The organism is Amycolatopsis sp. NPDC052450 (assembly GCF_044547565.1).
Taxonomy (GTDB): domain Bacteria; phylum Actinomycetota; class Actinomycetes; order Mycobacteriales; family Pseudonocardiaceae; genus Amycolatopsis.
The window spans coordinates 132,863-158,697 of record NZ_JBIUAQ010000013.1; the positions used below are offsets into that span (position 1 = coordinate 132,863).

The 25,835-nt window shown below is 68.9% G+C and carries 21 protein-coding genes; 17 read left to right on the forward strand and 4 right to left on the reverse strand.

Going from position 1 to position 25,835, the window contains the following annotated elements:
* Positions 1–174: 174 nt before the first annotated feature.
* The 5 genes from gltB to ACIHAO_RS22745 all read left to right on the forward strand — a co-directional run bounded on the left by gltB (position 175) and on the right by ACIHAO_RS22745 (position 10,339).
* Positions 175–4,743 (forward strand): glutamate synthase large subunit, encoded by a 4,569-nt coding sequence (gene gltB, locus ACIHAO_RS22725; RefSeq protein WP_396560775.1) that lies wholly within the window; start codon positions 175–177, stop codon positions 4,741–4,743.
* The gene (locus tag ACIHAO_RS22730) at positions 4,736–6,244 is read left to right on the forward strand and encodes a glutamate synthase subunit beta (RefSeq protein WP_396560777.1); all 1,509 of its coding nucleotides are present in this window, start codon (positions 4,736–4,738) and stop codon (positions 6,242–6,244) included. Before gltB ends, ACIHAO_RS22730 begins: the two co-directional genes overlap by 8 nt.
* Before the next feature lie 172 nt (positions 6,245–6,416).
* A complete protein-coding gene (locus ACIHAO_RS22735; RefSeq protein ID WP_396560779.1) occupies positions 6,417–7,808 on the forward strand; it encodes an alpha/beta hydrolase in 1,392 nt (463 codons plus the stop codon).
* 128 nt (positions 7,809–7,936) lie between these two features.
* Complete coding sequence (locus ACIHAO_RS22740) at positions 7,937–8,869, forward strand: trypsin-like serine peptidase (RefSeq protein ID WP_396560781.1); 933 nt, start codon at positions 7,937–7,939, stop codon at positions 8,867–8,869.
* A 78-nt stretch (positions 8,870–8,947) separates the two neighbouring features.
* Positions 8,948–10,339, forward strand: coding sequence for a class II 3-deoxy-7-phosphoheptulonate synthase (locus tag ACIHAO_RS22745; protein ID WP_038522829.1), 1,392 nt, complete (start codon positions 8,948–8,950; stop codon positions 10,337–10,339).
* 72 nt (positions 10,340–10,411) lie between these two features.
* On the opposite strand, the gene ACIHAO_RS22750 is transcribed toward ACIHAO_RS22745, so the two are convergent.
* A complete protein-coding gene (locus tag ACIHAO_RS22750; protein WP_396560784.1) occupies positions 10,412–11,716 on the reverse strand; it encodes a wax ester/triacylglycerol synthase family O-acyltransferase in 1,305 nt (434 codons plus the stop codon).
* 221 nt (positions 11,717–11,937) lie between these two features.
* Here ACIHAO_RS22750 and ACIHAO_RS22755 point away from each other — a divergent pair, with 221 nt between their 5' ends.
* Positions 11,938–12,447 (forward strand): DinB family protein, encoded by a 510-nt coding sequence (locus ACIHAO_RS22755; RefSeq protein ID WP_396560786.1) that lies wholly within the window; start codon positions 11,938–11,940, stop codon positions 12,445–12,447.
* Here ACIHAO_RS22755 and ACIHAO_RS22760 read toward each other — a convergent pair.
* On the reverse strand, positions 12,434–13,219 hold the full coding sequence (locus tag ACIHAO_RS22760) for a DUF1295 domain-containing protein (RefSeq protein WP_396560788.1): 786 nt from the start codon (positions 13,217–13,219) through the stop codon (positions 12,434–12,436). The two genes, ACIHAO_RS22755 and ACIHAO_RS22760, sit on opposite strands and share 14 nt — an antisense overlap.
* Complete coding sequence (locus ACIHAO_RS22765; RefSeq protein ID WP_396560790.1) at positions 13,219–14,529, reverse strand: class I SAM-dependent methyltransferase; 1,311 nt, start codon at positions 14,527–14,529, stop codon at positions 13,219–13,221. Before ACIHAO_RS22765 ends, ACIHAO_RS22760 begins: the two co-directional genes overlap by 1 nt.
* Positions 14,530–14,616: 87 nt before the next feature.
* Here ACIHAO_RS22765 and ACIHAO_RS22770 point away from each other — a divergent pair, with 87 nt between their 5' ends.
* The 11 genes from ACIHAO_RS22770 to ACIHAO_RS22820 all read left to right on the forward strand — a co-directional run bounded on the left by ACIHAO_RS22770 (position 14,617) and on the right by ACIHAO_RS22820 (position 23,831).
* The gene (locus ACIHAO_RS22770) at positions 14,617–15,894 is read left to right on the forward strand and encodes an NAD(P)/FAD-dependent oxidoreductase (protein ID WP_396560792.1); all 1,278 of its coding nucleotides are present in this window, start codon (positions 14,617–14,619) and stop codon (positions 15,892–15,894) included.
* Positions 15,895–15,899: 5 nt separating this feature from the next.
* On the forward strand, positions 15,900–16,628 hold the full coding sequence (locus ACIHAO_RS22775) for a DUF1365 domain-containing protein (RefSeq protein WP_396560931.1): 729 nt from the start codon (positions 15,900–15,902) through the stop codon (positions 16,626–16,628).
* A complete protein-coding gene (gene sigK, locus ACIHAO_RS22780) occupies positions 16,621–17,229 on the forward strand; it encodes an ECF RNA polymerase sigma factor SigK (protein WP_125789613.1) in 609 nt (202 codons plus the stop codon). Before ACIHAO_RS22775 ends, sigK begins: the two co-directional genes overlap by 8 nt.
* Positions 17,226–17,996: an anti-sigma factor domain-containing protein gene (locus tag ACIHAO_RS22785; RefSeq protein WP_396560795.1), complete on the forward strand. Its 771-nt coding sequence runs from the start codon at positions 17,226–17,228 to the stop codon at positions 17,994–17,996. The genes sigK and ACIHAO_RS22785 overlap by 4 nt, the downstream gene beginning before the upstream one ends.
* A 250-nt stretch (positions 17,997–18,246) precedes the next feature.
* Positions 18,247–19,572 carry a cell division protein FtsZ gene (ftsZ, locus tag ACIHAO_RS22790; RefSeq protein WP_396560797.1) on the forward strand — a complete coding sequence of 442 codons (1,326 nt, stop codon included), beginning with the start codon at positions 18,247–18,249 and terminating at the stop codon, positions 19,570–19,572.
* A gap of 171 nt (positions 19,573–19,743) precedes the next feature.
* Entirely contained in the window at positions 19,744–20,451 is a 708-nt protein-coding gene (pgeF, locus tag ACIHAO_RS22795; protein WP_396560799.1) for a peptidoglycan editing factor PgeF, read from the forward strand.
* On the forward strand, positions 20,448–21,179 hold the full coding sequence (locus ACIHAO_RS22800) for a YggS family pyridoxal phosphate-dependent enzyme (protein WP_396560801.1): 732 nt from the start codon (positions 20,448–20,450) through the stop codon (positions 21,177–21,179). Before pgeF ends, ACIHAO_RS22800 begins: the two co-directional genes overlap by 4 nt.
* Before the next feature lie 82 nt (positions 21,180–21,261).
* The gene (locus ACIHAO_RS22805) at positions 21,262–21,876 is read left to right on the forward strand and encodes a cell division protein SepF (protein ID WP_125789608.1); all 615 of its coding nucleotides are present in this window, start codon (positions 21,262–21,264) and stop codon (positions 21,874–21,876) included.
* 114 nt (positions 21,877–21,990) lie between these two features.
* Positions 21,991–22,266, forward strand: coding sequence for a YggT family protein (locus tag ACIHAO_RS22810; RefSeq protein ID WP_005155180.1), 276 nt, complete (start codon positions 21,991–21,993; stop codon positions 22,264–22,266).
* A gap of 54 nt (positions 22,267–22,320) precedes the next feature.
* Positions 22,321–23,181: a DivIVA domain-containing protein gene (locus ACIHAO_RS22815; protein ID WP_034319194.1), complete on the forward strand. Its 861-nt coding sequence runs from the start codon at positions 22,321–22,323 to the stop codon at positions 23,179–23,181.
* A gap of 89 nt (positions 23,182–23,270) precedes the next feature.
* Entirely contained in the window at positions 23,271–23,831 is a 561-nt protein-coding gene (locus ACIHAO_RS22820; protein ID WP_396560804.1) for a hypothetical protein, read from the forward strand.
* Here the strand turns inward: ACIHAO_RS22820 and ACIHAO_RS22825 are convergent.
* The gene (locus tag ACIHAO_RS22825; protein ID WP_396560806.1) at positions 23,828–25,636 is read right to left on the reverse strand and encodes an FUSC family protein; all 1,809 of its coding nucleotides are present in this window, start codon (positions 25,634–25,636) and stop codon (positions 23,828–23,830) included. The genes ACIHAO_RS22820 and ACIHAO_RS22825 overlap by 4 nt on opposite strands.
* Positions 25,637–25,835 lie beyond the last annotated feature (199 nt).

Here is a 25,835-nt window from a genome sequence, read left to right on the forward strand (position 1 = left end):
TTCCGGGCGTCCATATCGTTACCCATCAGCGGGCTTTCGCGCCCGCCGAACTGATGCCGACGTGTTTCACAGGTGTTAAAGTCGCGCTAACGAACGGGCCATCGTCGTCCCGTGCGCATTCCCCCGGCCGGCCCCGTCCGGCCGCTGAGCACAGACGACGAAGGAGGTCCCTTCATGATCTTCTCCGCCATTCCAGGCAAACAGGGCCTTTACGATCCCGAATCCGAACAGGACTCCTGCGGTGTGGCCATGGTGGCCGACGTCCGCGGGCGGCGCTCGCACGGCATCGTCACCGACGGCCTGTCCGCGCTGACGAACCTCGACCACCGTGGTGCCGCCGGCGCGGAGCCGACCAGTGGCGACGGCGCGGGCATCCTGGTGCAGCTCCCCGACGAGCTGCTGCGCGCGGAAGTGGACTTCATCCTGCCCGAGGCGGACGCCGACGGTCATCAGACCTACGCGACCGGGATCGGTTTCCTGCCCTCGGACGGCGAGGAGCGGAACAAGGCCGTCGCCCTGATCGAGCGGATCGCCACCGAAGAGGGCCTCGACGTCCTCGGCTGGCGTGAGGTCCCGGTGGACGCCGATCGCGCCGACATCGGCCCGACGGCGCGTTCGGTGATGCCGCATTTCACGATGCTGTTCATCGCCGCCCACGAGACCGGCGGCCGACGCCCCGGCGGCCTCGAACTGGACCGCCTCGCCTTCTGTCTCCGCAAGCGTGTCGAGAACGAGAGCGTGACCGCGGGCTGCGGCACCTACTTCCCGTCGCTGTCCTCGCGGACCATCGTCTACAAGGGAATGCTGACCCCCGAGCAGCTCCCGCTCTTCTTCGCCGACCTGACCGACACCCGGCTCACCAGCGCGATCGCGCTCGTGCACTCCCGGTTCTCCACCAACACCTTCCCGTCGTGGCCGCTGGCGCATCCGTTCCGGTTCGTCGCGCACAACGGCGAGATCAACACCATCCGGGGCAACCGCAACCGCATGCGCGCCCGTGAGGCGCTGCTCGAATCGGACCTCATCCCCGGCGACCTGACCAGGCTGTACCCGATCTGCTCGGCCGACGCGTCGGACTCCGCCTCGTTCGACGAGGTGCTGGAGCTGCTGCACCTCGGCGGGCGGTCGCTGCCGCACGCGGTGCTGATGATGATCCCCGAGGCGTGGGAGAACCACACCGGGATGGACGCACAGCGTCGTGCGTTCTACCGGTTCCACGCGAGCCTCATGGAGCCGTGGGACGGCCCGGCCTGCGTCACCTTCACCGACGGCACGCTCGTCGGCGCGGTGCTGGACCGCAACGGCCTGCGTCCCGCCCGCTGGTGGCGCACCGCCGATGACCGTGTCGTCCTGGCCAGTGAGGCCGGGGTGCTCGACGTGGCCCCCGAGGACGTCGTGGCCAAGGGGCGCCTCAAGCCCGGCCGTATGTTCCTGGTGGACACCGAGGCGGGCCGGATCGTCGACGACGAAGAGGTCAAGTCGGAGCTGGCGAAGCAGCTCCCGTACGAGGGTTGGCTGCACGCCGGTCTGCTGCAGATCGCCGACCTGCCCGACCGTGACCACATCGTGCAGAGCCACGATTCCGTGCTGCGGCGCCAGCTTTCCTTCGGCTACACCGAAGAAGAGCTGAAGATCCTGCTCGCGCCGATGGTGGTCAAGGCGGCCGAGCCGATCGGTTCGATGGGGTCCGACACCCCGCCCGCCGTGCTGTCGCAGCGTTCGCGGCTGCTCTACGACTACTTCAAGCAGAACTTCGCGCAGGTCACCAACCCGCCGCTGGACGCGATCCGCGAAGAGCTCGTCACCTCGATGAGCCGGATCATGGGCCCCGAGCGGAACCTGCTCGCTCCCGGCCCGGCCTCCTGCCGTCACGTGCAGCTGCCGTATCCGGTGATCGACAACGACGAGCTCGCCAAGCTGATCCACATCAACGACGACGGCGACCTCCCCGGCTTCGCGTGCAGTGTCCTTTCCGGACTGTATGAAGTGGACGGTGGCGCCGACGCGCTGGCGTCCGCGATCGAGCGGGTCCGGCGTGAGGCCTCCGAAGCGATCGCGGCGGGCGCGCGCACGCTCGTCCTGTCCGACCGCGACTCCGACCACCGCATGGCGCCGATCCCGTCGCTGCTGCTGGTCTCCGCGGTCCACCACCATCTGGTGCGCACCAAGGAAAGGCTCCGCGTCGCGCTGGTCGTCGAGACCGGCGACGCCCGCGAGGTCCACCACATCGCGCTGCTGCTCGGATACGGCGCCGCCGCGGTGAACCCGTACCTGGCGTTCGAGACCATCGAGGACATGATCTCGACCGGCGGCATCACCGGGATCGAGCCCGCCACCGCGATCCGCAACTACGTCAAGGCGCTCGTGAAGGGCGTCCTGAAGATCATGTCCAAGATGGGCATCTCGACCGTCGGCGCGTACACCGCGGCGCAGGTCTTCGAATCCTTCGGCCTCGCCCAGGATCTCCTCGACGAGTACTTCACCGGGACGTCGTCGAAGCTCGGCGGTGTCGGCCTGGGCGTGCTCGCCGAAGAGGTCGCCGTCCGCCATCGCCGCGCGTACCCGGACAACCCGACCGACCGGGTCCACCGCGGCCTCGAGACCGGCGGCGAGTACGCGTACCGCCGCGAGGGCGAACTGCACCTGTTCACCCCGGAGACCGTCTTTCTGCTGCAGCACGCGACGAAGACCGGCCGGGAAGAGGTGTACAAGAAGTATTCCGACGAGGTGCACCGTCTCTACCGCGAGGGCGGCGCGCTGCGGGGGCTGTTCTCCTTCCGCGAGGGCACCCGCGAACCCGTCCCGCTGGACGAGGTCGAGCCCGTCGAGACGATCTTCAAACGCTTCAACACCGGCGCGATGTCCTACGGCTCGATTTCGGCCGAGGCACACGAAACGCTCGCCATCGCGATGAACCGTATCGGCGGCCGCTCCAACACCGGTGAGGGCGGGGAAGACCCCGAGCGGCTCTACGATCCGGCGCGGCGGAGCGCGATCAAGCAGGTCGCGAGCGGCCGGTTCGGCGTCACGAGCGAGTACCTTGTCAACGCCGACGACATCCAGATCAAGATGGCGCAGGGCGCGAAGCCGGGCGAGGGCGGGCAGTTGCCGCCGAACAAGGTCTACCCGTGGATCGCGCGCACGCGGCACTCGACGCCCGGCGTCGGGCTGATCTCGCCGCCGCCGCACCACGACATCTACTCGATCGAGGATCTCGCCCAGCTGATCCACGACCTCAAGAACACCAACGAGAACGCCCGCATCCACGTGAAGCTGGTGTCCTCGCTGGGCGTCGGCACGGTCGCGGCGGGCGTGTCGAAGGCGCACGCCGACGTCGTGCTGATCTCCGGCCACGACGGCGGCACCGGCGCCTCCCCGATGAACTCGCTCAAGCACGCGGGGACTCCGTGGGAGATCGGGCTCGCCGAGACGCAGCAGACGTTGCTGCTCAACGGTTTGCGTGACCGGATCACCGTGCAGGTCGACGGTGCGATGAAGACCGGCAAGGACGTCGTCATCGCCGCGCTGCTCGGCGCGGAGGAGTACGGCTTCGCGACGGCGCCGCTGATCGTCGAAGGCTGCGTCATGATGCGCGTCTGCCACCTCGACACCTGCCCGGTCGGCGTCGCGACCCAGAGCCCGGAGCTGCGCAAGCGGTACACCGGCCAGGCCGACCACGTCGTCAACTACTTCCGCTTCGTCGCCGAAGAGGTCCGGGAAACGTTGGCGGCACTGGGTTTCCGCACTCTCGACGAGGCGATCGGGCACGCCGAGATGCTGAACACCGACGACGCGATCGAGCACTGGAAGGCTTCCGGCCTCGACCTCTCGCCGATCTTCGAGATGCCGGCCGAGACTCCTTACGGTGGGGCGAAGCGGCGCACGCGGACGCAGGACCACGGCCTGGAGCACGCCCTCGACCGGACGCTGATCCAGCTCGCCGAGGCGGCGCTGGAAGACGCGCATCCGGTGCGGCTCGAACTGCCGGTGCGGAACGTGAACCGGACCGTCGGCACACTGCTCGGCTCCGAGATCACCCGCCGCTACGGCGGTGAGGGCCTGCCGGAGGACACGATCCACGTGATGCTGACCGGTTCCGCCGGACAGTCGCTCGGGGCGTTCCTGCCGCGCGGCATCACGCTCGACATGGTCGGCGACGCGAACGACTACGTCGGCAAGGGGCTTTCCGGCGGGCGGATCATCGTGCGCCCGCATCCGGACGCGAAGTTCGCCGCCGAAGGCCAGACCATCGCCGGGAACACGCTCGCTTACGGCGCCACCGGCGGCGAGATGTTCCTGCGCGGCCAGGTCGGCGAACGGTTCTGCGTGCGCAACTCCGGCGCCGTGGTGGTCGCCGAGGGCGTCGGCGACCACGCCTTCGAGTACATGACCGGCGGGCAGGCCGTGGTGCTCGGCCCGACCGGGCGCAACCTCGCGGCGGGCATGTCCGGCGGCGAGGCTTACGTGCTCGACCTCGACCGGGGCAAGGTCAACGAGGAAATGGTCAACCTGCTGGCCCCGTCCTCGGAAGACCTCGCCTGGCTCAAGAAGACCGTGCAGAAGCACTACGACCTCACACGTTCGGCCGTGGCCGCGTCGCTGCTCGGCGACTGGCCGCGTCGCTCGGCGGCGTTCACCAAGGTGATGCCCCGCGACTACCAGCGTGTCCTTGACGCGGCGAAGGCGGCGCGTGCCGCGGGCCGCGACGTCGACGAAGCGATCATGGAGGCCGCTCGTGGCTGATCCGACGGGTTTCCTGAAGTACGAACGCGAAGAGCCGAAGAAGAAGTCCAAAGAGGACCGTCTCGCCACCTGGGGCGAGGTGTACGCCGACGTGGAGCCCGCCGAGCGCAACGAACAGGTCCGCGAACAGGCCACGCGATGCATGGACTGCGGCATCCCGTTCTGTCATTCCAGTGGTTCCGGCTGCCCGCTGGGCAACCTGATCCCGGAGTGGAACGACCTGGTGCGCCGCGGCGACTGGGCCGCGGCGAGCGATCGGCTCCACGCGACCAACAACTTCCCCGAGTTCACCGGGAAGCTGTGCCCCGCGCCGTGCGAGGCGGGCTGTGTCCTGTCGGTCTCGCCGCTGTCCGGCGGCCCGGTGGCGATCAAACGCGTCGAGCAGACGATCGCCGACCAGTCCTGGGAAGCGGGCTACGTGCAGCCGCAGATCTCGGAGGTCTCGTCGGGGCAGCGGGTCGCGGTCGTCGGTTCCGGCCCGGCCGGGCTCGCCGCCGCGCAGCAGCTGACCCGCGCCGGCCACGAAGTGACCGTCTACGAACGGGACGACCGGCTCGGCGGCCTGCTGCGGTACGGCATCCCCGAGTTCAAGATGGAGAAGAAGGTTCTCGACCGGCGGCTCGCGCAGCTCCGCAAGGAGGGCACGAAGTTCGTCACCGGCTGCGAGGTCGGCGTCGATCTGACCGTCGAGGAACTCCGCGCGGGCTACGACGCGGTGGTGCTCGCCGTGGGCGCGCTGCGCGGCCGCGACGACACGACCACGCCCGGTCGCGAGCTGTCCGGGATCCACCTGGCGATGGAACATCTCGTCCCGGCCAACAAGTACGTCGAGGGCGACGGACCGTCGGCGGTGGACGCGGCGGGCAAGCACGTGGTCATCATCGGCGGCGGTGACACCGGGGCCGACTCGTACGGCACCGCGACCCGTCAGGGCGCGCTTTCGGTGACACAGCTGGACCAGTACCCGACACCACCGTCCACAAGGGACGACGAGCGGTCGCCGTGGCCGACCTGGCCGTACATCCTGCGCACCTACCCCGCGCACGAAGAGGCGGGCGAGCGCAAGTTCGCCGTCGCGGTCACCCGGTTCGTCGGCGACGACGACGGCAACGTGCGCGCGGTCGAGATCCGGCAGGTCCGCGTGGTCAAGGACCCCGAGACCGGCAAGCGCATGGTGACCCCGGTCAACGACGAGGTCGAGGAACTGCCCGCCGACCTCGTGCTGCTCGCGATCGGCTTCGAGGGTGTCGAGCACATGCCGCTGCTCGACGGGCTCGGGCTGTCGCTGACCAAACGCGGCACGCTCTCGTGCGGCGCGGACTGGCAGACCTCCTCGCCGGGCGTGTTCGTCTGCGGCGACGCGCACCGCGGTGCCTCGCTGGTGGTGTGGGCCATCGCTGAGGGACGTTCGGTGGCGAGCGCCGTCGACGCGTATCTTACCGGCGCTTCGGACCTGCCCGCTCCGGTGCACCCGACGGCGCTGCCGCTCGCGGTGGTTTAAGCCCGCTGGAGATGTCAGGAAAGGGTCGTTCAGGACGTTTTTAGTCCTGAACGACCCTTTCCTGACACTTGGGGTCGACGAACGGCAGGGGGCGACCCCCACCCAAGGTGGAGGTGCGGGATCAGGCCGCGGTCCGACGCGGTAGAGCCTTTCCGCCCGCCATGCTCGCCGCATGAGAAAAACGTTGGCGATACTGGCTTTCCTGCCACTGACCATGGCCATCCCGGTCACCGCCGAAGCGGCTCCGGCACTGAAGTGGACGTCACCGTGCCCGGACTACGGCATGACACCGTCACCGACCGAGGGCCTCGAATGCGCGAAGCTCAAGGTGCCACTGGACTACGCCGATCCCGGCGGCCGGACCATCGAACTCACCGTTTCCCGTAAGGCGAGCACCTCGCCGAAACGCCGTGGCGTGCTGCTGATGAACCCCGGCGGCCCGGGGAGCCCCGGCCTGGCGATGCCCGCGCAACTCGCGCAGCGGCAGGGCCAGTCCGGCCTGCTCGACAGTTACGACGTCATCGGTTTCGATCCGCGTGGCACCACGTACAGCACGCCGGTGACGTGCGACCTCACCGAAGAACAGCGGTTCATCCTCGTCGGCCCGTACGCGGAGGGCCCGCGCGACGTCGCCGATAAGGCGGCGAAGTCCCGCGTGGTGGCGAAGCAATGCGCCGAGTCGAAGACGGCGGATCTCCTGCCGCATATGACCACCGCCGATACCGCGCGCGATATGGATCGGATCCGCGAGGCGCTGGGGGAGCGGAAGATCTCCTACTACGGCGTCTCGTACGGGAGCTATCTCGGCGCCGCCTACGCCTCGATGTTCCCGGCGCGTACGGACCGGATCGTGCTGGACAGCCTTACCGGGCCGAACGGCCTGGACGTCCGGGCGCACCAACGCTTCGCGGACGGTTTCGACGACCGTTTCGGCGACTTCACGGCTTGGGCGGCGGCGCGGGACGACGTCTACCACCTCGGGCGGACCCAGGCCGAGGTGACGGCGAAGTTCTTCGAGCTGGCGGAAAAGCGCCCGGGAATCCGAAGCGACACTTGGGGAGCCCTGTACGACGACGCGAACTTCCCCGGTCTCGCCGAGCGATGGTCCACACCCACGGTGAAGGCCCAGGGTGGTCCGCTCGACGGAGACAACCACGCCGCACTCCAGCTCCAGGTGCTGTGCAACGACTCCGACTGGCCGGAAAGCGTGCGCTACTACCAAAAGGCGGTCGAACGGGCCCGCGTGACGCAGCCGATGTTCGGCCCGGCCGCCGCGAACATCACGCCCTGCGCGTTCTGGCCGGTCGAGCGTCGCGAGCCTCCGGTGCGGATCCACGATCGCGGACCGTCGAACATCCTGCTGGTGCAGAACCTCCGCGACCCGGCGACGCCGCTCGCCGGCGCCCGCGAAATGCGGTCGGCGCTGGGCGCGCGGGCGAAGTTCGTCACCGTCGACGCCGGCGGGCACGGCGTCTTCACCAAGGAGAACGCCTGCGGGAACGACGCCGTCGTCCGCTATCTGCGGGACGGTGTCCTCCCGGCCGCCGATTCGCACTGCCGCTAGGCCGATCGGCCGATACGTCGCCACGGATGCGGCCGAACGGCCGCTTGTACGCCTGGTAGCGGGACAAATACTTTCGAAATGTCGTGCAAGTCATACGGCAATTCACCGGTGGCGAAAGGTGGTACGCCATGCAGAGGACGGCTTCCCGGACAGGGATCCTGGCGGCGCTCATGGGGCTCGCGGTGACGGCGCTGACCGCGGTCGCGAGTCCCGCTCACGCCGGACCTGTCCATCATCAGGCGGCGGCCGACGCGCAGGCGGTGGCGGCCTACTGGACGCCCGAACGGATGCGCTCGGCGGTGCCGATCGAGCGGCTGGTCCAGGCCCCGCCCCTTTCGCTCAAGGACGTCGCGAAGGGGGAGAGCACGATCATCCAGAGCATCCCCAACGGCGGTGGCGCGTGGACGGGGGCGGGCAAGGTCGTGCAGACCGCCGGCCGGGTGTTCTTCACCATGGGCGGGCGGAACGCGTCGTGCTCCGGTGACGCGGTCACCAGCGCGAACGGCAGCGTCGTGATCACCGCCGGGCACTGCGTGAAGTACCAGGGCGCCTGGCACACCAACTGGACCTTCGCACCCGGCTACAACAACGGCAACACGCCCTACGGCACCTGGGCGGCGAAGAGCACGCTGACCACTCCGCAGTGGGAAGCGAGCGAGGACATGAATTACGACATCGGCGCGGCCGTGGTCAGCCCGCTCAACGGGCAGAAACTGACCGACGTCGTCGGCGCGCAGGGGATCGCGTTCAACCAGGCGCGCAACCAGTCGATGTACACCTTCGGCTACCCGGCGGCGGCGCCGTACGACGGCTCGAAGCTGATCTACTGCAGCGGGAGCACGTTCACCGACTTCCTGCTCACCAAGGACCACGGGATGAACTGCGACATGACCGGTGGTTCGAGCGGCGGCCCGTGGTTCCTCAACTTCAGCGAGGCGACCGGCGCGGGCGTCCAGGCCTCGGTGAACAGCTTCGGCTACAACTTCCTGCCCGGTTACATGTTCGGCCCGTACTTCGGCACGGACGCGCAGAACCTCTACAACAAGGCGCAGGCCGCCTGATCAATCCGCCGCCCGTCCACCTTTTGGGACTTTCGTCCCGGTGGGCGGGCGGCTTTCGGCGCGGCATATCCTGGTCCGGTGAACTGGACAGTGGACGTTCCCGTCGACACGCTCCCCGAACTGCCTCCTCTGCCTCCCGAGCTGCGTGATCGGCTCGACGACGCGCTTTCCCGGCCCGCGGCCCAGCAGCCCGAATGGCCGGACGCCGAGCTGACGAAGCGCGTCCGCGGCGTGCTGGAGAGTGTGCCGCCGATCACCGTCCCCGCCGAGATCGACCGGCTCTCCGACCGGCTCGCCATGGTCGCCCGCGGCGAGGCGTTCCTGCTGCAGGGCGGTGACTGCGCGGAGACGTTCGAATCGAACACCGAGCCGCACATCCGCGCCAACCTCCGCACCCTGCTGCAGATGGCCGTCGTCCTCACCTACGGCGCGAGCCTGCCGGTGGTGAAGGTCGGCCGGATCGCGGGCCAGTACGCGAAGCCGCGTTCGGCGTCCACCGACGCGCTCGGCCTGCCGGTGTACCGCGGCGACATCATCAACTCGCTCGTCGCCAAGCCCGAACTCCGCGTGCCCGACCCGGGCCGGATGATCCGCGCCTACGCCAACGCGGGCGCCGCGATGAACCTCGTCCGCGCGCTCACCGGCGCCGGTATGGCGGACCTGCACCAGGTGCACGACTGGAACAAGGACTTCGTGAAGTCCTCGCCCGCCAGCGAGCGCTACGAGGCGCTGGCCGCGGAGATCGACCGCGGCCTGCGGTTCATGTCGGCCTGCGGCGTGACCGACTCCTCGCTCCAGTCCACCGAGATCTTCGCCAGCCACGAGGCGCTCCTGCTGGACTACGAGCGCTCCATGCTGCGGATGGACCGCGCGGACGCGGCGAACCCCAAGCTGTACAACTTGTCCTCGCACTTCCTCTGGGTGGGCGAGCGGACCAGGCAGCTCGACGGCGCGCACATCGCCTTCGCCGAACTGCTGGCCAACCCGATCGGCCTCAAGATCGGCCCGACGACCACGCCCGAACAGGCCGTCGAGTACGTCCGCCGCCTCGACCCGCGCAACGAGCCCGGCCGCCTGACGCTGATCGCCAGGATGGGCAACGGCAAGGTCCGCGAGGTGCTGCCCGCGATCGTCGAAAAGGTCGAGGCGTCCGGGCACAAGGTCATCTGGCAGTGCGACCCGATGCACGGCAACACGCACGAGGCTTCGACGGGCTACAAGACCCGGCACTTCGACCGGATCGTGGACGAGGTGCAGGGCTTCTTCGAGGTGCACCGCAAGCTCGGCACCTACCCGGGCGGCATCCACGTCGAGCTCACCGGCGAGGACGTCACCGAATGCCTCGGCGGCGCGCAGGAGATCTCGGATCTGGACCTCTCGGGCCGGTACGAGACCGCTTGCGACCCGCGCCTGAACACGCAGCAGTCGCTGGAGCTGGCGTTCCTGGTCGCGGAGATGCTGCGCGGCTGACGCCTCTCAAGACTGAGATGAAAGGCCCCTTCATTGCAAAATTTGCAATGAAGGGGCCTTTCATTGCACGCGCTAGGCGGTGTCCAGCAGCCTCGCGGCCGACTTGAGCACCCCGTCCCGCAGCGAACCCACGTCCGAAACCGCCGCCCCGTTCGCTTGAAGTCCGATGTGGACGGAGTCGCGGTAGGTCGCCACCGCGATCCCGATCGCCTGCCGCGGCGCCAGCGGCACGAACGGGTACACGCCGTCGAGTTTCGTGCCGTCGAGGGTGAGCCGGTTGGGCGGCACCGGCACGGTGGTGATCACGAGGTCGAACAGCAGCGGCGCGGCCAGTCCGGCGGCCTTGCTGCCGAGCCGGTGCAGCATCGGCGGCATCCGGTCGGCGAGCAGCGGGAACGCGCCGGGGCCACGGGCCGGGCCCGCGGCCTTGTTCCGGCTCATCTCACGCTGGACGGCCAGCAGCCGCTCCAGCGGGTCGTCGAGGCCGACCGGCAGATCGCAGAGGTAGCCGGACAGCTTGTTCCCGCCGAGTTGCTCGGCGGACCGCCCGCGCACACTGACCGGGATGAGCGCCCGCAGCGTCCGGTCGTCGGCGCGCTGGCCGCGGTTGATCATCCATTCGCGCAGCGCACCGCTGAGGATCGCCAGCACGACGTCGTTGGCCGTCCCGCCGTGGGCCCGGCGGATCCGCCGGATCTCGGTGGTGTCCAGCCGGACGAGGCCGAGCCGTCGTTCGGTCGACGGCGGCGCGCTGATCGGCGACAGCGGCGAACGGGTCGCGCGGACGACCGAAGAGGCGATCCCGGCCTGGGCCAGCGTCGAGCCGAAGGCTTCCTTGACAGCGTCCACAGGGGAGCGAGGCGTGGGCGGTCCGGAGCCGCTGTGCGGACGCCTCGTCGCCCGGGGGAGCTCGTCGAGCAGGCCCGCGGCGACGGCGTACGCGCCCGCCCCGTCGGTGAGCGCGTGGTGCAGTTTCAGCAGCAACGCGAACTCGCCGTCCGGCAGGCCGGTGACGAGACGCAGGTCCCACAAGGGTTTTCCGGTGTCGAGCGGCCGTCCCATCCAGCGCGACGCGTAGGCGGAGAGCGGGTCCGGTTCGTACAGGGAACTCAGGTGGTGATGTGAAATATGTTCACTGGCAACGAAATCCGGGTCCTCGGCCCAGGTGGCGGCGCCAGGCGGGAACAGCGCGGCGCGAGGGCGCTGACGCAGCTTCGGGAGCCGTGCCGCCCGCTCGGCGAGCAGCGTGGTCAGCTTACGCGCGTGCACCTGCCCGTGCGGGCGGAAGGTGGCCACCGCACCCATGTGCATAGGTGTCGTTTCGCTTTCCAGGCAAAGGAAAGCGACATCGAGTGCGCTCAGCTGAGGGCCTGACATCAGTGACCTTTCTCGGTTCTCCGGCGATGGGCACAACTGCATCAGCCTGACATGACGGGCGGGTGGTCGTCATGTTTCCTCGGCGCTAATTACCGTCGGTTTCACTCGAACGATGGGATCGCGTTCGGACATGGACCACGGCTCTGCGGCAGATGGTGGACAGTGCGTCCCGGGGTAACTCGTTAGCGGATCATCGGAGGAAACCGGCAGACTGCACCACCATGACGGACGAACCGAAGCGCCCCGAACCGCCGCTCATCGGCGACGAGCGCACCCAGCTGAACGGCTTCCTCGACTTCCTCCGCGCCACGGTCGTGTGGAAGTGCGCGGGCCTCACCGACGAGCAGGCCCGGCGGCCGCTCGTCCCGAGCGAACTGACCACCGTCGCCGGTCTGCTCGGGCATCTGACCCTCGTCGAGCAGTACTGGTTCACCGTCGTGCTCAACGGACAGGAAGACGTCTGGAAGGAGGCGCTGGAGGTCGATCCGGACGCCGAATTCCGGGTCGCCATGCAGACCCCGATCGACCAGCTGATCGCCGCCTACGAGGCCGAGTGCGAACGCAGCCGCAAGGTCGTCGCCGGGATGGGGCTGGACGACGTGGTCCCCTTCCGCGACGATCGCCAGGTCAATGTCCGGTTCGTGGTCGCGCACATGATCGAGGAGACCGGCAGGCACGCCGGCCACCTCGACCTGTTGCGCGAGCTGACCGACGGTCTCACCGGGGAGTGACGCGGCGCGGGGGCAGCGGGAAGAAGCCGCTGGTCCGCTCGACGTAGGTCGCGTATCCCGGCCTGGAACGCCGCAAACCCTTCTCCAGCAAGGGTTTTCCGGTGCCCTTGGCGAGCGTGTACGTCATCGCGATCGGCGACAGGATCGTCGCCGCCCCCACCCAGCTCGAACACGCCAGCAGGTAGAGGCCCCACCACACGCACGCGTCACCGAAGTAGTTGGGATGCCGCGTGTAGCGCCACAGCCCGCTGTCGAGCACCTTCCCCTTGTTGTCCGGGTCGGCCTTGAAGCGGCGTAGCTGCTCGTCGCCGATCGTCTCGAACGCGAAGCCGGCCAGCCACACCGCGACACCGAGCCACGCCACCGGCCCGAACGAGCCGCCGTACATCGCGAACTGGACCGGCAGCGAGACGAACCAGAGCACCACGGCCTGGACCAGGTACACGCGGACGAAGAGCTTGAGCGCCGGATTCGGGCCGGCGCTCTCCGTCATCCGCACGTAACGCGGGTCTTCCGGCAGCTTGTGGTTGCGCAGGTGGAGGTGGACGCCGAGGCGCACACCCCAGATCGTGGTCAGCAGTGCGGTGACCACGCGCAGCGCCACCGGCCCGTCCCCGAGCGGGGCCGCCACCAGCGCGACGAGCGCGAAGCCCGGCCCCCAGAACGTGTCGACGGTGTCGTACCGCTTGCGCCACCGCGCGACGGCGAAGGTGACGACGAAGGCGACGAGGGTCGCGCCCGCCGTCACCGCGAGGGTGCCGCCGAGGGGCATCAGGACCACTCCCGGGTGGCGGGCATCGCGCTCAAGCCCTCGTCGGACGGGCGGACCGCGAGGATCTGGTCGACGCCCATCCGGTTCTCCTCGAACGCGAGCGCCCCGCCGACCAGGTACAGCCGCCAGACCCGCGCACCGGACTCACCGATCAGCGCCACGACGTCGTCCCAGTTGCCTTCCAGGGTCTTCTCCCATGCCCGGACCGTACGCACGTAGTGCTCGCGCAGCGCGTGGACCTCGCGGATCTCGAACCCGGCGGTCTCCAGATGCCCGAGCGTGCGGCTCAACGGCCGCATCGTCATGTCGGGGGCGATGTAGCGCTCGATGAACGCGCCGCCGCCGGGGGCCACCACGCCGCGGGACATCTGCTGCAGGACCAGCCGTCCGGTGGGCTTGAGCATCCGGAACAGCGTCCGCGTGTACTCGGGGTAGTTCTCTTCGCCGACGTGTTCACCCATCTCGATGGACGCGACGGCGTCGAACGGCTCGTCGGCCGACCCGAGGTTCGTTTTCCCGCCGAGGGTCCGTGTGCACAGCTCGCGGTAGTCCTGCCGCCGGACCTCGACCCGTTCCTCCAGGTCGTGCTGGGCGAGCCGGCCGCGGACGTGTTGCTGTTGCTCCGCCGACAGCGTGATCCCGACGGCGTGCACGCCGTGGTGTTTCGCGGCGTGCACCAGGAGCGAGCCCCAGCCGCAGCCGACGTCGAGCAGGCGCATCCCCGGGCGGAGGCCGAGCTTGCGGCAGATCAGCTCGAGTTTGTCCCATTGGGCCTGCTCGACGCCGTAGCCGTCCTCGTCGGAGGTCCAGTATCCGGACGAGTAGGCCATCGATTCGTCGAGCAGCAGCTGGTAGAAGGCGTTGCCCAGGTCGTAGTGATGCGCGATCGCGGACTTGTCACGGAGCAGCGTATGCAGCTTGCCGGACAGCCGGGCCTCCTCGGCGGGAGGCTTGGGCGGAGGCCCGACGACGCCGAGGCGTACCGCGATCCGCAGCGCCTCGGCCCATTCGCGCGGGCCCAGCCTGGCGCCGCGCAGGGCACCCGACCGGGTCAGCGCCCAGATCCGGCGGAATCCGTCGGCGAGGTCGCCTTCGACATCGAGGTCGCCGGAGACGTAGGCCCTCGCCAACCCCAATTCGCCGGGGGCGTAGAGGAGACGGCGCAGCGCACGCCGGTTACGGAGTACCACGGTCGGGGCATCCGGCGGACCGGCGCGGACGCCGTCCCAGGTACGGAGACCGACCGGCAGGGAGCAACCGAGGAGCCGCTCGACGAACGGGGCCAGGCGGGACGCGGGACTGTTCGGCATAGTCGTCATTCGCTCCCGGACCGGAAAGGGATGGGTCGGATGTGGCACCGGTTCACGCGATCCAATCCTCGCCCGATCCGGCTCCGAATGCCTCACGTGCACACCAAGGGTCAACGCATCGGAGTCATCGGCAGCGGCGTCGCCGGTCTCACGGCGGCCTATCTGCTCCAACGCCGCTACGAAGTGCTGCTGTTCGAAGCCGACGACAGGCTGGGCGGGCACGCGCACACCCACGACGTCCCGAGCGCGCACGGCGGCACCGTCGGCGTCGACTCCGGGTTCATCGTGCACAACGAGCGCACGTATCCGAACCTGCTCCGCCTGTTCGCCGAACTGGGCGTCGCCACCCGCGACGCGGAGATGTCGATGAGCATCCGCTGCGACGGCTGCGGCCTCCAATACGCCGGGGCGAAGGGCTTGAAGGGCCTGTTCGCCCAGCCGCGCAACGTCACGCGAGGGCGCTATCTGCGGATGCTCGCCGACGTCAAGCGCTTCCATCGGCACGCCAAGCGCGTCCTCGAAGCGCCCGAGGCCGGAGACGTCACACTCGGCGCATTCCTCGCGATCGGCGGGTACTCGAAGTACTTCGTCGACCACTTCATGCTCCCGGTCGTCTCGACCGTCTGGTCGGCCGACCGGACCGACACGCTCCGCTACCCGGCGCGCTACCTGTTCGAGTTCCTGCGCAACCACGGGATGCTCTCGGTCGGCGGGTCCCCGCGCTGGCGCACCGTCGACGGCGGCTCCCGCGAGTACGTCGAGCGGGCCGCCAAGCAGCTGACCGCCGTGCACCTGTCGACGCCGGTCCGGTCGGTCGAGCGCACCGCGCGCGGGATCGAGGTCCGCGACGACGCCGACACGCGGCACAAGCTCGACAAAGTCGTCCTGGCCACGCACGCGGACCAGGCGCTGAAGCTGCTCACGTCACCGACCGAGGCCGAACGCGCCGTCCTCGGCTCGTTCCGGTACTCCAGCAACGAGGCGTGGCTGCACACCGACACCGGCGTACTCCCGACGGCGGAATCGGCGCGGGCGGGCTGGAACTACGCCACCCCGTTCTGCGGCGCCGGCCACGGCGCGGTCCAGGTGTCCTACGACATGAACCGCCTGATGCGGCTCGACGAGCCGACAGGCTACGTCGTCACGCTCAACCCCGGCACCGCCCCCGACACCGGTTCGGTGCTGGCCAAGATGACCTACGAACACCCCGTCTACACGCCGGAATCCGTGGCCGCCCAGCGTCGTCTTCCCGAACTCGGTGACGGCGTGGTCGCCTTCGCCGGGGCCTATCACGGCTGGGGGTTCCACGAGGACGGCTGCGCTTCCGGTGTCCGCGCGGCCGAGAACTTCGGGGTGCGCTGGTGACCGTCATGGCCGTGCTCTACGACTCCACGGTGGCGCATGTCCGGCGCCTCGATCCGCCGCTCTCGTTCGCCCATCGCGTCTATCTGTGGTTCGTCGACCTCGACGTGCCGCCGAAGCTGCCGTGGTGGGTGCGCCCCTTCGCCCGCTTCGACTCACGAGACCACTTCTCGCCCGAGGACGCTTCCAGCATCCGGTCCAAATTGGACCGTTGGCTCGCGGCTCGCGACGTCGACCTCGACGGCGGCCGGGTGCTGATGCTCGCCGGCGCGCGGATGTTCGGCCACAACTTCAATCCCATCACCTTGTACTGGTGCCACCGGCCCGACGGGGAACTCGAATGCGTGGTCGCCGAGGTCCACAACACCTACGGCGGTCGGCACGCGTACCTCCTGCGTCCCGACGAGTCCGGGAACGCCTTCGCGGACAAGGAGTTCTACGTCTCGCCGTTCCAGTCGATGGACGGCGGGTACCGGATGGAGGTGCCAAGGCCGGAGTCGCTGCTCTCGGTCAAGATCGCCCTCCGCCAGGACGGGAAGACACCGCTGACGGCATCGCTGCGCGGGGTGCGGCGACCGGCCACCGCCAAGTGGCTGGCGCATATGCTGCTCACCCGTCCGCTCATGCCGCACCGGGTCTCCGCGCTGATCCGGCGGCACGGGGTCACACTGTGGTGGAAGAAGGCGCCGATCACCCGGCGGACGCCGCAGACGGCCGGAGGCACCCTTGATGGATGAATCGGCACGCCCGCGCCGGATGGCGCCCGTCCCCGGGGACGGCGAACCGGCCGGTCCGACGGCCGAGGATCTGCTCGTCCGGGTCGCGAAGGGCGACGAGCGGGCCTTCGACGCCTTGTACGACAAACTCGCCGGGCCGGTCCTCGGACTGGTGCGGCGGATCCTGCGTGACTCCGCGCAGTCGGAAGAGGTCACCCAGGAGGTCATGGTGGAGCTGTGGCGCACGGCCACGCGTTACTCCCCGGAGCGGGGGAGCGCGCTGAACTGGGCCATGACGCTCGCGCACCGCCGTGCCGTCGACCGCGTCCGCTCGGCACGCGCCAGTTCGGATCGCGAGGTCAAGGCGACCTTCGAGGCCGCCCGCGCGCGGCCCTTCGACGAGGTGGCCGAGGCCGTCGCGGCCCGCTGGGAACGGTCGCAGGTGCGCCGCTGTCTCACGACCTTGACCGAGCTGCAACGGGAATCCGTGCTGCTCGCCTATTACCAGGGCTATACCTATCGCGAGGTCTCAGAGGTGCTCCAGACTCCGCACGGGACCATCAAGACCCGGCTCCGGGACGGCCTGATCAGGCTCCGGGACTGTTTGGGGGTGACGGCATGACGATGCCCGAAATGCACACGCTCACCGGGGCCTACGCCGTCGACGCGCTGTCCGAAGTGGAGCGTGCCCAGTTCCAGCGGCATCTCGGCGAGTGCGCTTCGTGCGCTCAAGAGGTCCTCGAACTGCAGATGACCGCGACCCGCCTCGGTGCCGCGCTGGCCGAAGACCCGCCGCCCGAACTCAAGCGCCGGGTGCTCGCGGAGGCGATGGCGACCAGGCAGCAGCCGCCGAAGACGCGCTTCGAGACCGGGGAGCGCGTCAAGGGCCGCCGCCGCGCCCCGCGCTGGGCGATCGCGGCCGCCGCGGCGGCGATCGTCGGATTGGCGGGCACCGCCGTGTTCGGCGGCATCGCCTACGACAACCACACCCAGCTGACGGCCGCGCGCGAACAGGCCGCGCAGTACGCGGCGCGGTACGCGCCCGTCGCCGAAGTGCTTTCGGCGGCCGATCTCCGGACCGGGCACGCCGAAGCTTCCGGCGGGGGAGGCGGGACTGTGATGATGTCGCGCTCGAAGGACAAGCTCGTCTTCATGGCGGCGCAGCTACCGAAGAACGAACCGGGCCGGACGTATCAGGCGTGGCTGATGTTCCCAGGCACCGCGCCCAAGCCCGCCGGGCTCATATCCGGTGGTCAGGACGGTGCGCTGCTGGTCGCCGACGGACTCGGCGGGGCCGAGAAGCTCGCGCTCAGTGTCGAACAGGCAGGCGGATCACCGACCGGAACGCCGTCGAAGGACGTCGTCATGGTCATGTCCATGCCCACCTGATCCCCGCTCTTACCAGGCCGCCGTTCGCCGCCGCGACCGGGTCTCGCTCTTGCGCCCGCGAACATGTTGTGGCAAAACACCTTTGCGACACACGGCGTGGCTACTGGATTCAAGCCAGCCTGGTGCATACCGTCCTGCTTCAACGTCGGCAGTTGACATAACTCTCAATCTGAACTTCAGCTCGAGGGTTCGGCCCAGGCTCAGCGACCGGCGGGCAGCACGAGCACACACGATCAGGAAGGCGGCTCCGATGACGCCCCCGCACAACTACCTTGCGGTGATCAAGGTCGTCGGTATCGGCGGCGGCGGAGTGAACGCCGTGAACCGCATGATCGAGGTCGGCCTCAAGGGCGTCGAGTTCATCGCGGTGAACACCGACGCTCAGGCACTGCTCATGTCCGACGCCGACGTCAAGCTCGACATCGGCCGGGAACTGACCCGCGGCCTCGGTGCCGGCGCCGCCCCCGAAGTGGGGCAGAAGGCCGCCGAGGACCACCGCGAAGAGATCGAAGAGGTCATCAAGGGCGCCGACATGGTGTTCGTGACCGCGGGTGAAGGCGGTGGCACCGGCACCGGTGGCGCGCCCGTCGTCGCCCAGATCGCCCGCAAACTCGGCGCGCTGACCATCGGCGTCGTCACCCGTCCGTTCACCTTCGAGGGCAAGCGCCGCAGCAAGCAGGCCGAAGACGGCATCCAGCAGCTGCGCAACGAATGCGACACCCTCATCGTCATCCCGAACGACCGGCTCCTCCAGCTGGGCGACATCGGCGTCTCGCTGATGGACGCCTTCCGCTCGGCGGACGAGGTACTGCTTTCGGGTGTCCAGGGCATCACCGACCTGATCACCACACCGGGTCTGATCAACCTGGACTTCGCCGACGTCAAGAGCGTCATGTCCGGTGCGGGTTCCGCGCTGATGGGCATCGGCTCGGCGCGCGGTGAAGGCCGGGCGATCCAGGCCGCGGAGAAGGCGATCAACTCGCCGCTGCTGGAAGCGTCGATGGACGGTGCGCACGGCGCGCTGCTGTCGATCGCGGGCGGGTCGGACCTCGGCCTGTTCGAGATCAACGAAGCCGCGTCGCTGGTGCAGGAATCCGCGCACCCCGACGCCAACATCATCTTCGGGACGATCATCGACGACTCGCTCGGCGACGAGGTCCGGGTCACCGTGATCGCGGCCGGTTTCGACGCCGGCACCCCGACCCACAAGAAGCTCGACCCGTCGACCTTCGGCTCCCGCTCCAACTCGTCGACCGCGTCCGCGCAGGCGGGCCAGGTCAACGGCGGCGGGGCGACCCCGGTGCAGAGCCCGCCTTCGGGTGCCACGCCGGTGCCGTCGACCGGATCGAACGGCTACCCGGTCGCGCCGCCGCGCACGCACACGCCGATGCCGTCCTCCCGCAACGACGGCAACGGCTCGCTGAGCGGCGGACTTCCGCAGCCCGGCGGCGGCTCGCGCGGCTACTCGCCGATCGGGTCGAACTCGACCCACGGCAGCCTGCCCGGCCGCGCCACCCCGGTGCACGACGACCCTTCGGACGACGAGGTCGACGTGCCCCCGTTCATGCGCAGGTAATTATCGCGCTGCCGCTGTCACGCTGCCAGGGCGCCCGTTCGGGGAGAAGGTACATTCTCCCCGAGGGGGCGCCCTGCCATCGTGATAGCGGGGCCTGTCGGCCAAAAGGCGCGACTTCAAAGGATCAAAAGACCTTGGTCACCTCAGCCGAGGTCGCCAGGGAGGCAAGTCTTGCGGGTACGGCGGATTGTCACGACAAGGGCGGGCGGGGCCTCCCGGCCGCCTTTCGACACCTTCAACCTCGGTGATCACGTCGGTGACGACGCGGGCGACGTCTACGCCAACCGCAAACGTCTCGCCACCGAACTCGGCCTCGCCGAGGACAGGCTGGCGTGGATGGAACAGGTCCACGGCCGCACCGCCACCGTCGTCGACGGTTCCGAAACCTCCGCCGCCGAAGCGACCGACGCGCTCGTGACGGCCGAGCCCGGTCTCGCGCTCGTGGTGCTCGTCGCCGATTGCGTTCCCCTGATGCTCGCCGACGTCGAAGCCGGTGTCGCCGCCGCCGTCCACGCGGGCCGCGTCGGCGCCAGGGTCGGTGTCGTCCCCGCCGCGATCGAGGCGATGCGTTCGCTCGGCGCCGAACCGGCCAGGATCGAAGGGCTGCTCGGCCCCGCTATTTGCGGCGACTGCTACGAAGTCCCCGCGGATATGGCCGCCGACGTCGAAAAACACGTGCCGGGCAGTGCCTGCAAAACCCGCAAGGGCACGCCGGGGCTCGACCTGCGCGCCGGTCTCTGGCGGCAGCTGGCCGACCTCGGCGTCGGCAAGATCGGCGTGGATCCCCGCTGCACCAACGAAGACAAGACACTCTTCAGCTTCCGCCGCGACGGCACCACCGGCCGGATCGCGGGGATCACCTGGCTGGACGCGTCGTGAACGACGCACGAAAGGCGGAACTCGCCGCGTCCCTCGCCGAAGTGGAAGAGCGGATCGGCGCCGCGTGCAAGGCAGCCGGCCGGACGCGCGACGAGGTCAAGCTGCTCGCGGTCACCAAGACCTTCCCCGCGCTCGACGCCGCGCTGCTCGCCGACCTCGGCGCGCTCGACCTCGCCGAGAACCGCGATCAGGAGGCGGGCGCGAAGGCCGAAGAGGTCGCCGGTCTCCGTCCCGACGCCCGGATCCGCTGGCATATGGTCGGCAGCCTGCAACGGAACAAGGCCAAATCGGTCGTGCGCTGGGCGGACGAGGTCCAGTCCGTCGACTCCGGACGCCTGGCCGACGCGCTCGCGAAGGCGACCAGGTCGGCCCTCGATTCCGGGCAACGCGAGCACCCGTTGGACGTCCTCATTCAAGTAAGTCTCGATGACGATCCGAACCGCGGGGGCATTCGGTTGAGCGAGTTACGCCAGTTGGCGGAGCGGATAGCCCATGTGGGTGATCTTCGCCTCCGAGGGCTTATGGCCGTGGCTCCGCTGGGTACTGATCCCGCTGAGGCGTTCGAGGAACTCGCTCGCGCGTCGGAGAGTCTTCGGGAAGAACACCCAAAAGCCCGTGAGATCTCCGCCGGAATGAGCAATGATCTCGAGCAGGCTATCGCGCACGGCTCGACCTGTGTGCGTGTCGGAACCGCGTTGCTCGGTGGACGCGGTTTAGCCTCGCCTTAGGGAATACCGTCTCGTCGTTACGGGGAGTGGCGGCGAGGGCGGGGGAGTACGGTGCGGGACGCGGCTAAGGCTAGGGAGAGGCATGAGCGCGCTGCAGAAGCTGAAGGCCTACTTCGGGATGGTGCCCGCGGACGAAGACGGCTATGACGTCGAGGATGACTACCGGCGAGGCTACGCCTCAAAGGAATACGCCGACGATGAGTACGACTACGACGATGAGCCGCCGGCCCGGTCACGGGGTGGACGTTACCGGGACGTCGATGACACTTATGACGAGCCCGCGCCGCGGCCTCGGTCACGCTCCGTGCCCAGCCCGGAGCCTGCGGTCCACGGGGCATTGGCGATCGATCGCCAGCCGGAGCCGGTCGCGCGGCTGCGGCCGGTCACCGAGCCGGTCCGTGCCGCGGTGCGTGACCCGTTGAGCCGGATCACGACGCTGCACCCGACGAGCTACGCCGAGGCGCGGGCGATCGGGGAGCACTACCGGGAGGGCATCCCGGTGATCATGAACCTCACGGAGATGGAGAACGCGGACGCGAAGCGTCTCGTCGACTTCGCCGCGGGGCTCGCTTTCGCGTTGCGCGGATCGATGGACAAGGTCACCAACAAGGTGTTCCTTCTCTCACCGCCCGATGTGGACGTCACCGCGGAGGACCGTCGGCGGATTGCCGAAGGCGGATTATTCCTGCGCGGCTGATCACCCGGTGACCGCTGAACGCAGCCGGATGTGATTTTGTCGACTCATCGGCATCCGGAGCCCGTCAACTGCGTGTTTTGACGCGAGGCATGGCAGAGTGGTTACGTGAATGCTGTGTTGCTGGTCGTCTGGTACGTGCTGTTCGCTTTCTGGCTCCTGCTGACGGCACGGATCGTCGTCGAGCTCGTGCGTGCTTTCGCTCGCGAGTGGCGTCCTGCCGGAGGGGTTGCGGTAACGCTCGAGACCATCTACACAGTGACCGACCCACCGGTTCGTCTGTTCAGACGAATCATCCCGACCGTACGAATCGGCGGCGTCGGACTGGACTTATCGATTATGGTGCTGCTGTTGGTTGTGTTCTTCGCGATGCAGCTGGCAACGCCAGGGTGATTTTCGGGGAAGCCCCGGTGGACCTGCAGGCCATGGAGTGCGTGAGGTGATCTGATGTCGTTGACCCCCGCTGACGTGCATAACGTCGCGTTCAGCAAGCCGCCCATTGGCAAAAGGGGCTACAACGAGGACGAGGTGGACGCGTTCCTCGACCTGGTGGAGACCGAGCTTGCCCGGTTGATCGAGGACAACAACGAGCTGCGGCAGCAGGTCGAGCAGCTCGACAACGAGCTCGAGACCACCCGTGGTGAGCTCGAGAACGCCAAGGCCGGTGCCGTCGGCCCGCCGCCACAGGTACGCGACGAGCCGTCGCGCCGCCTGGCGCCGGTGCCGCCGCCGCAGTCGGCGATGGAGCAGACCCAGGCCCATTCGATGGTGCCGGACAACGGGGAGCCCAACGTCCAGGCCGCGAAGGTGCTCGGGCTGGCCCAGGAAATGGCCGACCGGCTCACCGCCGAGGCCAAGACCGAGTCGGACGGCATGCTCGCCGAAGCCCGGACCAAGTCCGAGCAGCTGCTGTCGGACGCGCGATCCAAGTCGGACTCGATGGTGAACGAGGCACGCACGCGTGCCGAGACCATGCTGAACGACGCGCGAACCCGTGCCGAGACCTTGGAGCGCCAGGCGCGCGACAAGGCGACGACCATGGAGCGCGAAGCTCAGCGCAAGTACACCGAGACCATGAACAACATGAACGCGGAGAAGGGCTCGCTGGGCAAGAAGATCGAAGAGCTGCGCACGATCGAGCGGGAGTACCGCACGAGGCTGCGCGGATTCCTCGAGTCCCAGCTGCGTGAGCTCGACGACCGCGGTTCGGCCGCTCCCGCCTCGGCGTCCTCGTCGAACTCGGGGCAGTCGTCGTCCTCCGGTGGCGGACAGGGTTACTCGTTCGGTCCTCGGGCCGAAGCGGGCTGATCTCTGCCCGGTTTCTACACAGTGGAACGGCCTCGGCACTCTCCGGAGGGTCGAGGCCGTTTCGCTTGGCTCTCGTGTTGTAATTCACCGTGCTCTACATCGTCCTGGTACTGGTACTGGCGGCTCTGGGGCTGCTCGTCGCGGCGCTCATCACCGCGAACTCCCTGTGGGCTTGGATCTCCATCGGTCTCTCCGTCGTCGCGGGGTTGCTGCTCCTCTTCGACCTGCTGCGCCGCCGGAAGAAGCGCGCTCCCGTCGAGGAAGAGGCGGAGGACCCTGCCGAAGACGCCTCCGACGACGCCGAGACCGCCGAGGGTGAGGAAAAGAAACCCGAGGACGTCGAGCAGACCGTCTTGATGCCCGCCGCCGGTGAACTGGGCGACGAGGAAGAGGTTTCGGAGCCTCAGCGCACCGGCGACCCCGGCGAGGAGGAGAGCGACCCCGAGGATGTGGCGGTCGTCTCCGAACTCGAGACCGAGGTCGTCGTCGTCGACGAGTACCCGCGCTACCACGTGACGTCGTGCACGTGGCTCGAAACCCGGGACACGATCCCGCTCGGCATCGGTGAGGCGCGGCAGCTCGGGTTCACCCCATGCGCGCTGTGCACGCCCGACGCCGAGATCGCCGGGCAGCACCGCGAGAAGGCCTAAAGCTTCTGGGCCGCTTCGCCGACCGTCACCACGTCGGCGGCGATCGTGTCGAGCACCAGCCGCTGTTCCTCGTCCGCGTCCCGTGGCACCGGGATCTCCACCGCCTCTTCCGTCCCGAGCGTGCGGGCCGCTTCGTCGACAGCGTCCGCCGCTCCGGCTGATCCCGGCCGCAGCAAGAGCGACGACGCGGTGACGGACAGGCCGCGCAAGGCTTCGGCGGCGTTCTCCAGCGCGTCGCGCTGGCCGGGCGCGGGTTCCTTGGTGCCCGGCTCCGCCGCGCGCAGGCCGTGGTGGGCGATGGCGGCGGCACGGAACTCTCGACCGAGCGTCCGCGGGTCGACGTCCTCGCCACGCAGTTTCCGCCCCACCGAGCCGAGCAGCGCACGCGTGGCGCCGACCGCGCTCTCGAACCGTTCCACCGGCCCGGGTTTCGGCACACCAGGGATCGCGGCGAAACCGAACAGCAGGGCGATGGCGCCGGCGAGGACCATCAGAAGCAGGTACTCGACGAGGACGTAACGCGGGTCGAGATGTCTGGTGGTCGCGTTCATGCCGACCGACATCAGGACCATGCAACCGTTGAACACCGCCGGCCGCGTCTGCATGAACGAGAACCCGCCGAGCAGTGCGACGAGCCCGATCGGCAACAGAAACCCTTGCGGCAGAAGCCAAAGAACGAGCGTGAGCACGACGGCGCCGCCGAGAGAGCCGCCGATCCGCTGCCAGGCCTTGCCGAGACTGTCCCGCCATTCCGGCTGCATGATGGCGAAAGTGCCGAGCAGGAACGACACGGTGAGCGGGTCGCCGGGCCGGAAACTCGCGACCACCAGAGCCAGTCCGACGCCGAGCCCGCAGCGGAGCGCGTGCCGGAACTGCGCCGACTGCCAGGAAAACGCGCCGCTCAGCTCGATCCTGCGTAACTCCTTGCGGAGTCCTTTCGGAACGTCCACAAGCGACTCGTCGCGATCGACCGCCGCGGTCCGGATGGTTTCGAGCGCGTCCCAGAGCCCGTCGACGAGCCTCGCCGTGGCGCCGGGAAGCCCGACGGGTTCCTTGCGCCGCACCGGTTCGACCTCGTCCGGTGCCGTCGTGCTCCGGACGGCCCCGGCCAGCCTGGCGGCTTCTTCCTTGGCGGCGCTGAGCGTTTCGCCGATTTCTTCGCTGTTCAGTCGTTTCCGCCGGATCTCCAGCAACCCGGTTGCCGCGCGATATCGGAACATGCCGCCGAGAACCCTGCCGGTCCAGCGACGAGGCCGATCCGCGAGCCAGAGCCTCGCCGCGCGTTCCTGCGTTTCGGACGAACCCGTCGCGAGCGCGTCGGCCAGCGCGTCACGGGTCGGTTTGGCCGGATCCTTCGCGCCCATCACCAGCCGCAACAGCACCACGACCCCCACCGCTAGCGCGGGCGCGCCCAGGATCTGCCCCGCCGACGCCGTCCCCGTCAACTGGAAGCCGTACCCGAACAGCGACGCCATCCCGAGCCCCAGGCCGACCGTCACGAACCGCGCCCCGAGCACCGGCAACAGCCCGGCGACGACCACGATCACCACCAGCAGCCCGATCGCCGCCCACTGCGACACCGACCCCAGCAACCGCGGCACACCGACCGCGAGGATCAGCGCAGGCGCGAACCACGCCAAGAGCCGCAGATCCGCCCAAAGCGGCCCGCCGACCGCCGCCATGAGACAGAAGAGCGCGGTGAGGGCCGCCAGGGTGGCCGCGTTACCCAACCCCAGGACGAACCCGAGCCCGCTGACGCCGCCGAGGACCACCAGCAGGACGACGAGGAGTCCGGGCCCTTTCACGGGGCCTCGCAGATCGACATACCCGTCAACCTAGAGGCGACGGCGAGGATGGCAACTCGGGCCTTGTTCGGTGGCCGCCGGCGCCGGCGCGCACTGGTCTCCTGTCGTCATTTTGTGAAGGGTCGCCAGAACCCGAATTGCCACTTAAGACGCCTTAGCGCCTTTAAAGTCGCTTCGCTGCTAGCGCATTACGGATTCT